This window comes from Olivibacter domesticus, assembly GCF_900109575.1.
GTDB lineage: Bacteria > Bacteroidota > Bacteroidia > Sphingobacteriales > Sphingobacteriaceae > Olivibacter > Olivibacter domesticus.
Genome location: NZ_FOAF01000001.1, coordinates 636,936 through 649,695, shown reverse-complemented (window position 1 = coordinate 649,695; position 12,760 = coordinate 636,936). Strand labels below are relative to the sequence as shown.

Below are 12,760 nucleotides of genomic sequence, written 5' to 3'. Positions count from 1 at the left end.
GATGTTGTCTTTTAATTATAGAACATTTTAACACAACATTCATGATGAGAAAATTTTTAAAAAACAAAAGTGTCATATCGAGTTTTACTTTATTTCTATTAGCTACTTCGACTATAATTGCACAAGAAAACAGTCCCGCACACGTTGGAATTGTTTATCCACTCAGTACGCATGGCAGCAAGGCTGCTGATTATAAAAACAATATCAGTTTACATGCACTGGCTGGTTTGTCGGGTGGAGAAAATGGTTTCGCTTTATATGGCGTCGCAGGGATTATTAAAGGCGATGCTACTGGTTTCCAGGCGTCGGGTGTATTAAATAAGGTAAGCGGAACGCTTCAAGGGGTTCAAATGGCGGGGGTAGCAAACCTTACAACAAATGCTAGCAGAGGTTTCCAGTTTGCAGGTGTTTTTAATCAAACCAAAGGAGCCGTGCAAGGGCAGATGGCGGGAGTCGTTAACCTCGCAGACCGCGTAAATGGCATGCAGGCTGCAGGTGTTAGTAATGTAGCGAAAGACGTAAAGGGTGTACAATTGGCCGGCGTATTTAATACAGCTAATGAAGTCAATGGCTCGCAGTTTGCTGGTGTCTTTAATAAAGCAAAAAAGGTCAAAGGTGTACAAATGGCGGTCATCAATATTGCCGATAGCAGTGATTATACCATTGGTTTGATCAATATCATAAAAAATGGAGAAAAGCGAATTGGCATTAGCACCGATGAAAACCTATCTTCTTTTGTTACTTTTAGATCAGGTGGACGGGTGCTTTATGGAATTTTAGGAGTTGGTATGAACCCGCAGTATGAAAGTTTACGCTTCGGAATTGAAGGGGGTATTGGTGCAAAATTATGGTCTACAAATAATTTTCGTTTAGATGTGGAAGCAAGCTCTATGAAGCTTACTGATTTTGATGGAAGCGATTTTGATAAATCTGGCTTGAGAATTTTACCTTCTATCCGAATTGCTAAAAACATCTATTTGTATGGTGGTCCAAGTATAAATTATATCAACACCGATCACACCGATGGGAAAGATATAATAAAATTAAAAGTCTGGGACAAGCAGAACACTACCGACTACGAGGCAATCAATGTCGGTTTTACGGGTGGACTGCAATTGGTACTTTAGGCAACTTTTCAAGTTTGGTATGGTCTTTAATAGTTTTCTTTTTCCGACCATACCAAATTATAAAACCTGTTACAGGTAAGCTGGCAGCAATTAAGCTAGCAATAAATGCGAGAATCTTCCCCGGCAAACCTAGAATGGCTCCTACATGGATATCATAGTTCATTCCGATGATCTTTTCACCATTGTTCTTATCCACAAAATTACTTCTATAAAGTTGTTTTCCAGTATACTGATCTAATTGAAGTTCATCCGTATCATAGTAGGTTTCCTTACCATGGTAGCCATAAGCATAAACAACACCTTCTTTACCTATCGCAGGAGACATCCCAATACGTTCATGCGTATTGAAAGCTTTCGAAGCATTTAAAAAAGCAATATCTAAGGGAGATTGGACAGCGTGCATTGTAGTATCAGACGTTTTTGCCACAAATGTAGGTGGTGTAAGAGATTGTGACGCAACGACATAAACGGTATCTTGAAACCATTTCATTGCCCAAACCATGCCGGTTAATGCTAAAATCAAGGTAATAAACAGCGCATAAAATCCAGGCACATTATGGAGATCATAGTTCACTCGCTTAAAGCTTGCTTTCCATTTAATTTTGAAGCTCTTATTGAAATTTGATTTCTTTAGATTTTTAGGCCACCACAATACTAACCCGGTAATGAGCAGTATCACAAATATGAGCGTGGCATAGCCTACTATGGGCTGTCCATAAACCGTATTTAACAATAAGCTCCAGTGTATATACTTTACAATAACAAAAAAATCCTTGGTGTAATCAATATGCCCCGTTATCTCGCCAGAGTAGGGGTTTACAAATGCCGATTCGTACTTTTCGATGGTACCAAAAAAAGTTAATGCATCCTGATTCCCTTCTTTATAGCACATAAACTCCCACGCTTTAGTTGGATCTTTATAGGTGGTAATGAACGTTGCATTGGCCCCTAAGGCTTTATCGGCCTTTTCCTTTAGAACACTTATTGGCAATACTGCTGGTCTATTAGGTACCGCTACAGAAAATTTAGCGCGGTGTACGACGTTACTGATCTCTTGTTGGAATACAAAAAGACATCCGGTAACTGCTACAATAAAAACAATAATTCCCGAAATTAGGCCAAGCCACAGATGTAAAAAGCCAATAACCTTTTTTATGGGTGTTTTCTTTTTATGTGATGGCTTGTCCTTCTTCATGCCGATTAAAATTTATACGTTAGGTTTGCCAGGAAACTACGAGGTGTTTGTGGTTCCAATGTCGACCAACCTTTAAAATATAATTTATCCGTTATGTTATCTGCTTTTAGGCCAATTCTGAATTTTTTATGGTCATAAAATAAAGAAGCATTCAGCACCGTATAGGAGGGAAGCGTAAACGTTCCTGTTCTAAGATCATTGGTAACAATATTTTTGCTGGCAGAATTTCCACCAAAGCCAAGTCCAAATCCGCTTAAATAACCTTGATTGAATTTATAGCTTACCCAGTAGTTCAAAAGCTCTCTTGGTCCGGCACCTGTAGGTCTTCTGTCATTTACATTGACATCTGCATTGGTAAGCTTGCTGAAATTATTACTATAGCCTAAAACAATATTTAAACCATCTACAGGACGCGCCGTTAGATCAAATTCAAAACCCCGACTTAATTGTGTGCCATTTTGCACGGTGATATTATAGGTAGTATCGTCACGTGTAATAGCTTCCGTACGTGTTATATTCTTAACCGAGATATCATAGTAACTCGCTGTTAAGCTTAATCTATTAGCTAACACATCTAGTTTTACCCCTCCTTCAAACTGATTTGCTTGCTGTGGTTTAAATGTATTTGGGATATCGGGCAACGGTTGAGTAACCGGTGCTACATTTCGGAAACCATTCATGTAATTCGCAAAAAACGATACCTGGTTCGGTACCACTTGGTATACCAAACCAAATTTAGGTGAAACAGCTGTTTGGCTATAATCACCTGTTGTAATATTTGTATTTAAATTCTTTGTGCCTTGACTTTGAAAGCGATCAACTCTCAGACTTAGCATAGCAATCAATCGTTGTGTGATATTAATAACATCAGATGCATAAGCGCTGTAAACATTATTAGAAGCACGGTTATAAGAATAAGGCTGCGCACTGGCACCAATTTTCTGATCCACCGCCTGTCTATTAAAATTATAGTAATTGGGGTCATCGATGGCGGTATTTAATTGATCGAACACCACATAAGGTGAATTATTATTGTCATTTACCTGTCTTAAAAAGTCTAAGCCAACCACAACACGATTTCTCAATCCACCGATCTTGAAATCTCCATTGAAGTTCTGCTGCACATTAATAACCTGACTTAAGGCATCCTGATTCGTGATATATCGACTAAGTATATTATCATTGTCCGCAGCCAAGTACATGACATATTGATAATAACCATCTGTTTTGCGTCTATTATAATTAATACTTGTTCTGGAAGTCCACTTATCAGAAATTTTGTATTGTACCTGCCCTCTAAAATTAGTGGTGGGGGTCTTAACAGTTACATCATTACTGGTATACGAGCGATTATAATCAAATTGTAATTCGTTAGGATTGGTAGCAAAAAGCGGTCTTGAACGGTTCAGGAAAATGCTAAGCGGGTTAGTACTTTTATGTTGATAAATTTCTGCATCCAAATTAATAGTTAAACGGTCGTTTGCCCTATATTCTAAAGAAGGAGCAACGAAAAATGACTTGTGAAATCCAACATCCTGAAAGCTGTTTTGACTATGATGGGCAGCATTTACTCTACCCAACAGTTTCCGGTCTTTCGTAAGCGGACCATATATATCAGCTGTAACACGATGTTGGTCAAAGCTTCCCACGGTATAGCTTACTTCACCGCCAAGGGAATCAATCGGACGTTTTGTAACAACATTGATCAGTCCGCCGAAATTCACCAATGCTCCACCAAAGAGCGTTCCTGATGGCCCTTTTACCACTTCAATCTGCTCAATATTAGCTGGATCTAGATCTCCATTGGTTAAAGCAGCTATGCCATTAATTAAAGAGGGTTGTGTACTAAAGCCACGTAATGTATAGTAAGCAGCACCATCGCCACTTCGTCCAGTAGCGGTCCATAATTTATCTAAACCAGAACTGTTTTTTAATGCATCACTAAAATTTGTAACAATCTGATCTTTCAAAATTTCTTTCGTAATAGTTGTATAGACTTGCGGATTCTCGAGATTGTTTAAGGGAAGTTTTGAAACAAATGTACTACGTTTTCGTGTATATGGATTGGAGCCTACACCGTTTACAATTACTTCCTCCAATGTTGCAGCGTTCTCTGTTAAGGTAACAACTGGAACTGATATCGTCGTCGCATTTACCGTAACAGATATTTCTTGCGTATTTAAGCCAATTGCCGCTGCCCGCAAGATATAGGTGCCATAAGGAACATCTTTAATTTCATATGCTCCTTCTTCGTTAGTGGAAGCACCGTTTTTTAATCCTTTAAGTGTAACGGATACTCCTTCGGCGGCTTTCCCGTCGGAAGTTAACACTGTCCCTTTTAATTGAGATATTTCTTGGGCATAAGAAAAAAATGGAATAGATAGGATAAGGGAGAGGATGATGCGTTTCATTTTCTTTATTTGGACTTCTTCTAAATTTCTGCAAAGAAAAGAAGTAAATCTTTAAAATACAATTCTTAATAAAAATTATTCTAAATAAGAAGTTAGGTGTTGGGTATTCGTTATTCGTTATTGGTTATTGGTTCGTTTTGCCTAAATTGTTGATCATTGTATAACAGCTCGTCACCCCGAGTGTAGTCGAGGGGTCTCATCCAATTGATGCGATTGGAGATTTCGATTCCATTTTATTCCGCTCGTGTGACGAGGTGTCGGAACATCTCTGCTCTTGCAGTTGTCGCCGCAACCACCCAACTATTTAACAATTCTACTATTTAACTACTCAACTATTAACCACTCAACTATCGAACTAACCAAAAGTCAGCACAATTTCATTTTATATGTTTAAACATTAATTTTAATTTTATCTAGTTATATTTGGCCAATAATCAATAAAACAAGTACTTATGGAAACAACAAAATGGATAGTGGATCCCGTACATTCAGATGTACAATTTAAAATAAAACACCTAGTAATCTCTACTGTAACAGGTGCTTTTAATCAATTTGAAGGAAGTGCAACGGTAGCAGGCCAGAGTTTTGATAAGGTAGATGCTACCTTCAAAATAGATGTAAAAAGTATTGATACCAAAAATGCAGATCGCGATGGTCACCTTAAAACGGGAGATTTTTTTGATGCAGATAGCCATCCTGAAATTAGCTTTTCGTCGACCGAATGGAATAGAGTGGGAGAGGACGAATTTGAACTAGTAGGTAATCTAACGATGAAGGGCGTGACAAAACCGGTTAAATTAAAAGCTGAGTTTGGCGGCATTGAAAAAGACGCTTACGGAAATACAAAAGCCGGATTTGAAATTACTGGAAAAATAAACCGTAAAGAGTTTGGCCTGACATATAACTCATTAACAGAAACAGGCGGCTTAGCCTTAGGAGAAGAAATCAAATTAGTCAGTAATATACAGTTGGCTAAAGAAGCTCAGTAGAAATCATCAGCTTCAGGCTGATGATTTCTATTCTGATAAAAAGGGCTGTCTTAAAAAGCGTCATTCCGTTCGGAACAACGCCTTTTAGACAGCTCCTTTTACTATTTTAAAACCATACTCAAAACGGGATATGGCTTTCCTGCATCGTCTGTTGCGGAACGGTCCGTTACCACAAATCCCATATGTTGGTAAAATCCCAAAGCTTGTTCGTTTTGCTCATTTACATCAACATATTTTATACCTTTTTCTTGTATTGCAAAATGAAGCAGTTTTTTACCAACGCCCAAACCTCTTGCAGTGGAATTTATAAAGAGCATCTGTATCGCCTCTTGAGATAATCCCAAAAAACCAACTAAGGTCCCGCTCGGGTTAATATACCCATAAAGATCAACAGCATCTAAATACTCATCAAAAATTTTCTGCTTGTAAAACTGAACATCCTCCTCTTTGAGAAAATCATGGGTAGCTCTTACAGCATTTTCCCATATTTGAATTATTTGCACGTAATGTTTTTTTTCTAATGCTTTAATCATAATATCAAATCAACCCGTCAAAAATAATTTTTATTTATGACTCCTAGGATCCCTGCCAATAATTTGTTGCTAAGAATAAATTGCTCGCGATAACTACATCCGTCCTAGCTATATCCCAATCTAGCACTTACAAGCATAATTTTTTTATATTAGTCATCCAATTTATCATGAACAGAATAGATCGCTTATTTGGTATAGTCACCCTTCTACAATCGCGCAAATATGTGAGCGTAGAAATGATCGCTGAAAAATTTGAAATCAGTACGAGAACGGTATATAGAGATATAAGAGCTATTAATGAACAAGGGGTGCCTATTTGTTTTGAAGCAGGTAAAGGTTATTTTATCGTTCAAGGGTACTTTCTACCGCCTATTTCTTTCAATAATGAAGAGGCAAATGCCCTGATATTAATGGAACGTTTTTTAAATGGTTTTGCAGATAGGTCTATTCAAAAACACTATATTGCTGCATTGAATAAGGTTAAAAATGTAATGCGAAGCCAGCAAAAAGAGCAATTGGAGTTTTTAAACGACAATATAAAACTACAAATACCAGCAAGACTTACGAATGATTTTGAGTACCTCTCTGATATCCAAAATGCAATTGCAAAAAGAATGATTTTAAAGGTCGACTATGAGAAGGAAAATGGTGAGCATAGTTGTAGGGAAGTAGAACCTATTGGCCTGGTCTTTTACGCTTTTAGCTGGCATATGATTGCTTGGTGCCACCTCCGTAGAGAATATAGAGATTTTAAAGTATCTCGAATAAAAAAGCTTTTGGAGATGCAAATCCCCTTCAGAAAATTGGATCACGTTCCAGTTGCTGAATTTATGAAACGGCTGCCTGTGGATTATTAGCTGTTGGTTATTCGTTGCTGGTTATTCGTTATTGGTATCAAGACATAAGTATCAAGTATCAAGATTGCATTAGTCATGAGTTACGAGCATCAAGCTATTCACTCATCATTCATAGTTTATCATTCATCAAGCATCACAACGCGTTCCAAAACTTGCTGAATCGCCTGTTCTACAATTTTATTTGGCTGCTTACTAAACTCGAAGTTTACACGGCTGGCTAGTATAGCATTAATAGAAAGCGCACGATGTCCTAAAGCGTTAGCCAGGCCGTAAATACCGGCTGTTTCCATTTCTAAATTTGTAATTACCTGCCCCTTATAATGAAAATCGAGCATTTTCGTTAACAGATTATTGTATACTTGTTTGGCGCGTGTATTCCGTCCTTGCGGGGCGTAAAAACCGGGAGCAGTAAGTGTAATCCCGGTGGGGATGTCAAAAGCGATCTTCGAATATAAGTCGCTGGAACAAGCTTCTATATAAGGGATTAAATTATCTGACTTGAAATAATTGTTCACATAGGCGGTTAATCCCGAATCTACTTGCCTATCGCCACATTGATAGTAGTGCATTAAGTTGTCTAATCCGATTCCATGAGAGGAAGCCAGTAAAGAGCCCATGGGAAGATCAGGTTGTATGGCCCCCGAAGTACCAATCCTAATGAAATTTAATGTTGTCACATTTTCTTTTTCTGAACGGGTATCAAGATCTATGTTCACCAAAGCATCCAACTCATTCATAACAATATCAATGTTGTCTGTCCCAATTCCTGTAGAAACAACACTGATCCTGCTCTTACCAATGTACCCTGTGTGGGTAATAAACTCACGCTTTCCTTTTTTCAGCTCAATCCGATCAAAATATTTACTTACTTCCGTAACTCGATCCGGATCTCCTACCGTAATAATTGTAGAAGCAATATCATGCGGTAATAAGTTGAGATGATAAATACTCCCATCTTGATTCAAAATGAGATCAGTTGCCGATAGCGTATGTGCCATAAGACTATATAGTGCGTAAATAAGTAACTCTTAAACCTTCCAAATTAGTTAGCTTGGCTATTGTGTGATTTACCTGTGTCTGCCTAATTTCGAATGTTAGCGAACAACTTACTTCAAAATCCTGTTTTAAAACAGTTAGCTGATCCTCCTTCATTATACGCATCACATCATTCATTTGAGGATAGTCGAAGTGCAACTGATAAACATCATTAACCGTTCGCTCCACAATAGATGCTTCAGCCAGCGCTTCCTGACTGGCAGTTTTATAGGCATTTATCAATCCAGGTACACCCAATAAGGTTCCGCCAAAATAACGTACTACTACCACTAAAATGTTAGTCAGATCATTCGATAAAAGCGTATTTAAAATAGGTCTGCCAGCCGTACCGGATGGTTCACCATCATCATTTAATCGGTATATCGACCTGTCAGTAGTTAAACGATATGCCCAGCAATGATGTCTGGCCTTCGGGTGTAACGTCTTTACATCAGCTATGAGCTGCTTTAAATCTTCAGCATCACGAAACGGGTATGCATAGGCAATAAATTTGCTTCCTTTATCTTTAAATTGACCTTCAGAAGGTCGCTCGATCGTCTTATAAGTATCTTCAAATAAATTCATAAAAATTTCTCTACTCCAATTATAGCAAACCTATAATGAGCACGGAAACAACCGCCAGGAGTAATCCAACTTTGTTTAAGGTAGACAATTTCTCTCTAAATAAGAACAAACCCACCAAAGCACCTACGATAATTACGCCAATATTCATAGCAGAAAACACCATTGAAGGATTATCTGGTAAAGCTTGATGAGCCTTCATATAAAAAATAATATTACCAAAATTAAAGAGCCCCAACACCAATCCCCATAAAGTACCCGAAAGTGAAAACTGCATTTTCTTTACAAATGCTAAATAGGCAATGTATAAAAAGGAGAGTACCGTGCACAGAACAAACACAATAAATATGGACGTTCTATAGGAAACTTCTTGATATTGCGCAATGTGTTTAAACAAAATATCAATGATTCCCATCCCAACAAATACCAATAAGGGATAAAGCCAGTTGCTTATGCTAACTTTATTTTTGATGGGTGAGCCTGCTTGGTGTTGCCATTTAATCGAACAGATAATCGCCACAAAACCTACTCCGATACCCACAAGTTTTAGTGGCAGCGGATGTTCATCAAAAATGAAAAAAGCTGCCAGTAAGGGGATGAATAGAGATAAGCGTTGCGCTATTTCCGTACGCACGATTCCGGTATAACGTATTGAAGCGGCTATGATAATAAACAGTGTGGGTAGCAACACACCTAGCACGATATAACTCACTATAGGCGCCTCGGCTAATGAAAAAAAAGTTAAATCTGGTTTTAGATAATGATAACTTAAAAGTACTGCTACAGGATAATTCCAAGCAATCATCTGCACAACATTTACAGAATAACGTCTGGCCAATTTAATGATAACGGAAACCGTTACGCTACATAAAACACTTAACAGTACGAGAAGCATTAATTATTAAAATAAGTAGTAAGTATGTCCTTTCCAATTTGTTCCTCTTTTTGAGGAATATTCTTCAACTCGGGAGCTTTTATGCCATTCTCCCAGTAAATAGGCGCTTTAAATACGCGTGCTTCGTCCCATAAACCGGCGTCAATAAACAACTGAAGTGTTTTTACGCCACCTTCAATTATCAATGATTGGATATCCATCAAATGTAATTGAAATAAAATGTTTTGGGGCAGGTATAAATCAAAATTCTCCAAGGCGATGTATTTGAGAGAATTGTTCCACTCCGTTTTCTTGGCATTAAAGACAATGGTTTCTGCTTGTCTATCGAACAGGTGCAATTCTTGCGATAAGGATAGGTTCTTATCTATGACAATCCGTTTCGGATTTCTACCTTTCCAATCGCGCACATTTAATTGCGGATTATCTATTCTGGCAGTATTTGTTCCTACTAATACGGCGTCCTCTTCGCTTCGCCATCTATGACTTAGCATTTTGGCAGCCATACCCGATATCCATTGCTGTGCCTGATCTTTCGGTGCAAAATAACCATTTGCGGTTTGTGCCCATTTAAGTATAATATAGGGCCGGTGCTGCTTTACCCTGGTTAAAAAACGTCTATTCATAAAAGCCGCTTCCTGTGCAAGAATACCTTCAATTACTTCAATGCCAGCCCCTTTTAATTTAGCAATGCCTTGTCCGTCCACCTTTTCAAAAGGGTCTCTACAAGCGATAACCACTTTTGGAATTTGGTACTTCACAATCAAATCAGCACAAGGAGGCGTTTTTCCATGATGTGAACAAGGCTCAAGCGTAACGTATAAAGTTGATTGCCGGAGAAGCTCTTCCCCGTTTGAAAAGCTGTTCAAAACATCTAAAATAGCACGGGGTTCGGCATGAGGTTCGCCATATTTGGCATGCCAACCTTCACCGATAATTTTTTCATTATGTACCACAACTGCCCCAACCATAGGGTTGGGACTTACCGATCCTTTTCCCAATTCCGCGAGCTCGATGGCGCGTTGCATATAGATTTCGTGATTAGGCATCCACAAACCTAAACATTTTATCTTATCTCTGCTACAGCGCCTGTTTTTTTGACAATAGTTAAACTCGCAACTGTTAACTAACAACGATTAACCAGAACCAACAACATTATTTATAAAATCAAATTTCCATAAGTTTTTCATCTCCTTTCTTCCGAAGAAAGGAGCAAAGACTCCCGCTGTAGACAGCTGCTATAATGGTAGTGCATATACCTGCAAGTCGCAGCTGACTAAGGCGGATTTAAAGTAGAACGGAGAGTTATTGCAAGCATAGCCAAAAGTGACTATTCTATGCGACCACAGGAAATTTACTTGGCCTATATAATCTTGATACTTGCGTCTTACATCTTGATACCAACAACGAATAACCAACAACGGATAACTAATAACTATTTTCGTAAGTTTGCAGCATTAACAGGATATGCAGCTCCACGAAATTCACCATCAGTTTTTAAATAAGCTTGTACCGCTATATGATGCTTCAGAAGTAGAAAGTCTATTTTTTGAGGTCATACAACATGTACTCAATTATAATAAAGCAACGTACATATTTCATAAACATATTGATATTCCGACAGATAAAGAAGACCAAATAAATGTCATCTTAAAGCGTTTGACAGAAGGGGAGCCTCTCCAGTATATCCTTGAGCGTGCCTGGTTCATGGGTATTCCTTTCAAGGTGACGGATAAAGTACTTATTCCAAGACCCGAAACAGAAGAACTGGTTGATCTCATTATTAATGATTATCAGAACATCGCCAGTGCCTCCTTAGAAATAATGGATATAGGAACAGGCAGCGGATGCATACCTATCACCTTAAAAAAGCATCTTAAACAAGCGCATCTACATGCACTCGATATTTCCAAAGAAGCTTTAGATATAGCCAAGCAAAACGCAAAGGATCAGCACACTTATGTAAACTTTCTATTGGCAGATATATTAGAATGGGATCTTATCTTTCAGAACGATATGAAATTTGATATCATCGTTAGTAATCCACCTTATATACCACCCAGCGAACAAGAAGCAATGCATAGCAACGTGCTTCAATACGAACCCCATTTAGCACTTTTCGTAGAAGAAAAAGCACCTTTATTATTTTATGAAACCATCGCTTCCTTCGCACTAATACATTTAAAGGAAAATGGAACGCTCTATTTTGAAATCAATCGGAACTACGGCGACAAAGTAGCCGATTTATTGCGAAAGAAAGGCTTTCAACAGGTATTGCTATTACAAGATATGCATGGTGCGGATCGAATGATAAAGGCTTCCCTATAGATTGTGACTAAGAAAAGAAAAAAGAAGAAAACGTCGACTAACACACAATGGAAGTGGATACTATTGATTATCAGTATTACTGGGCTAATATCCATCGCGATTGTCAATCATTACCTATCAAATAAAACAACACATTTTGGCATTCGAATACCGAATGGTTTTCATACCCATGGCATCGATATCTCTCAATACCAGGGAAAAATTGATTGGGAAAAAGTTTGCTCGCCACAGGACAGCGATATTCATATTTCCTTTGTTTTTATGCGCGCCACCATGGGCATGCGAGCAGATAAAAAATTCAAATTCAATTGGCAGGAAGCTAAAAAATATGGATTGAAAAGGGGAGCTTATCTCTATTTTCATCCCAACAAGGATGGTGTAAAACAAGCCGATCTGTTCATTAAAAGAGTAGGCTCTCTTGATGGTTGTTTAGCACCCGTTGTGGATATAGAACAATCGCAACATATCAATGGTAACAAAATGCGAGAGCGACTGCAAGCTTGTCTAAATAGATTGCACAATTACTATGGTATACGTCCAATTATATATACTTATACAACTTTTTATCGTGATTTTTTAGGAACCGATTTCGATAAGTATCCCTTATGGATTGCCCATTATGAACGTGACGAGAAACCCGACTATCTTTCTAGATCATGGGATATCTGGCAACATAGCGAACGTGGTAGGATTGCAGGCATCTCGGAATATGTTGATTTTAATGTACTGAACTGTAAGAATGGGATTATGCCTTGTGAAGTCTGTGAAGAATAGTTATTCGTTGTTCGTTACTCGTTATTCGTTATTCGTT

General features: G+C 38.1%; 12 protein-coding genes. 5 read left to right on the top strand and 7 right to left on the bottom strand.

Annotated features, from left to right (window positions below):
• Window positions 1-41: 41 nt before the first annotated feature.
• On the top strand, window positions 42-1,127 hold the full coding sequence (locus BMY50_RS02660; protein WP_139202170.1) for a hypothetical protein: 1,086 nt from the start codon (window positions 42-44) through the stop codon (window positions 1,125-1,127).
• On the opposite strand, the gene BMY50_RS02655 is transcribed toward BMY50_RS02660, so the two are convergent.
• Both BMY50_RS02655 and BMY50_RS02650 read right to left on the bottom strand, forming a co-directional pair.
• Window positions 1,099-2,322, bottom strand: a complete 1,224-nt coding sequence (locus tag BMY50_RS02655) for a PepSY-associated TM helix domain-containing protein (RefSeq protein WP_093317945.1) — start codon at window positions 2,320-2,322, stop codon at window positions 1,099-1,101. The two genes, BMY50_RS02660 and BMY50_RS02655, sit on opposite strands and share 29 nt — an antisense overlap.
• A 5-nt stretch (window positions 2,323-2,327) precedes the next feature.
• Window positions 2,328-4,733 carry a TonB-dependent receptor gene (locus tag BMY50_RS02650; protein WP_093317944.1) on the bottom strand — a complete coding sequence of 802 codons (2,406 nt, stop codon included), beginning with the start codon at window positions 4,731-4,733 and terminating at the stop codon, window positions 2,328-2,330.
• Between the two features lie 452 nt (window positions 4,734-5,185).
• On the opposite strand from BMY50_RS02650, the gene BMY50_RS02645 reads away from it, so the two are divergent.
• Window positions 5,186-5,722, top strand: coding sequence for a YceI family protein (locus BMY50_RS02645; RefSeq protein WP_093317943.1), 537 nt, complete (start codon window positions 5,186-5,188; stop codon window positions 5,720-5,722).
• Window positions 5,723-5,823: 101 nt separating this feature from the next.
• Here BMY50_RS02645 and BMY50_RS02640 read toward each other — a convergent pair whose 3' ends face one another.
• Entirely contained in the window at window positions 5,824-6,255 is a 432-nt protein-coding gene (locus BMY50_RS02640; RefSeq protein WP_093317941.1) for a GNAT family N-acetyltransferase, read from the bottom strand.
• A gap of 167 nt (window positions 6,256-6,422) precedes the next feature.
• Here BMY50_RS02640 and BMY50_RS02635 point away from each other — a divergent pair, with 167 nt between their 5' ends.
• The gene (locus tag BMY50_RS02635) at window positions 6,423-7,112 is read left to right on the top strand and encodes a helix-turn-helix transcriptional regulator (protein WP_093317940.1); all 690 of its coding nucleotides are present in this window, start codon (window positions 6,423-6,425) and stop codon (window positions 7,110-7,112) included.
• Window positions 7,113-7,231: 119 nt separating this feature from the next.
• On the opposite strand, the gene BMY50_RS02630 is transcribed toward BMY50_RS02635, so the two are convergent.
• The 4 genes from BMY50_RS02630 to ribD are packed head-to-tail and all read right to left on the bottom strand — an operon-like array spanning window position 7,232 to window position 10,670.
• Window positions 7,232-8,110 (bottom strand): nucleoside phosphorylase, encoded by an 879-nt coding sequence (locus BMY50_RS02630; protein ID WP_093317939.1) that lies wholly within the window; start codon window positions 8,108-8,110, stop codon window positions 7,232-7,234.
• 4 nt (window positions 8,111-8,114) lie between these two features.
• A complete protein-coding gene (locus BMY50_RS02625) occupies window positions 8,115-8,732 on the bottom strand; it encodes a YigZ family protein (RefSeq protein WP_093317938.1) in 618 nt (205 codons plus the stop codon).
• A 19-nt stretch (window positions 8,733-8,751) separates the two neighbouring features.
• Complete coding sequence (locus tag BMY50_RS02620) at window positions 8,752-9,624, bottom strand: transporter (RefSeq protein WP_093317935.1); 873 nt, start codon at window positions 9,622-9,624, stop codon at window positions 8,752-8,754.
• Entirely contained in the window at window positions 9,624-10,670 is a 1,047-nt protein-coding gene (gene ribD, locus BMY50_RS02615; RefSeq protein WP_093317932.1) for a bifunctional diaminohydroxyphosphoribosylaminopyrimidine deaminase/5-amino-6-(5-phosphoribosylamino)uracil reductase RibD, read from the bottom strand. The genes BMY50_RS02620 and ribD overlap by 1 nt, the downstream gene beginning before the upstream one ends.
• Window positions 10,671-11,088: 418 nt before the next feature.
• Here ribD and prmC point away from each other — a divergent pair, with 418 nt between their 5' ends.
• Both prmC and BMY50_RS02605 read left to right on the top strand, forming a co-directional pair.
• Window positions 11,089-11,949: a peptide chain release factor N(5)-glutamine methyltransferase gene (gene prmC, locus BMY50_RS02610; RefSeq protein ID WP_093317929.1), complete on the top strand. Its 861-nt coding sequence runs from the start codon at window positions 11,089-11,091 to the stop codon at window positions 11,947-11,949.
• Between the two features lie 3 nt (window positions 11,950-11,952).
• Window positions 11,953-12,723 carry a glycoside hydrolase family 25 protein gene (locus BMY50_RS02605; protein WP_162276512.1) on the top strand — a complete coding sequence of 257 codons (771 nt, stop codon included), beginning with the start codon at window positions 11,953-11,955 and terminating at the stop codon, window positions 12,721-12,723.
• Window positions 12,724-12,760 lie beyond the last annotated feature (37 nt).

Coding starts and splice junctions, on each gene's coding strand:
- BMY50_RS02630 (WP_093317939.1), bottom strand. CDS start 8,110: ATGGCACATACGCTATCGGCAACTGATCTCATTTTGAATCAAGATGGG.
- BMY50_RS02650 (WP_093317944.1), bottom strand. CDS start 4,733: ATGAAACGCATCATCCTCTCCCTTATCCTATCTATTCCATTTTTTTCT.
- BMY50_RS02645 (WP_093317943.1), top strand. CDS start 5,186: ATGGAAACAACAAAATGGATAGTGGATCCCGTACATTCAGATGTACAA.
- BMY50_RS02625 (WP_093317938.1), bottom strand. CDS start 8,732: ATGAATTTATTTGAAGATACTTATAAGACGATCGAGCGACCTTCTGAA.
- BMY50_RS02660 (WP_139202170.1), top strand. CDS start 42: ATGATGAGAAAATTTTTAAAAAACAAAAGTGTCATATCGAGTTTTACT.
- ribD (WP_093317932.1), bottom strand. CDS start 10,670: ATGCCTAATCACGAAATCTATATGCAACGCGCCATCGAGCTCGCGGAA.
- BMY50_RS02640 (WP_093317941.1), bottom strand. CDS start 6,255: ATGATTAAAGCATTAGAAAAAAAACATTACGTGCAAATAATTCAAATA.
- BMY50_RS02620 (WP_093317935.1), bottom strand. CDS start 9,624: ATGCTTCTCGTACTGTTAAGTGTTTTATGTAGCGTAACGGTTTCCGTT.
- prmC (WP_093317929.1), top strand. CDS start 11,089: ATGCAGCTCCACGAAATTCACCATCAGTTTTTAAATAAGCTTGTACCG.
- BMY50_RS02655 (WP_093317945.1), bottom strand. CDS start 2,322: ATGAAGAAGGACAAGCCATCACATAAAAAGAAAACACCCATAAAAAAG.
- BMY50_RS02635 (WP_093317940.1), top strand. CDS start 6,423: ATGAACAGAATAGATCGCTTATTTGGTATAGTCACCCTTCTACAATCG.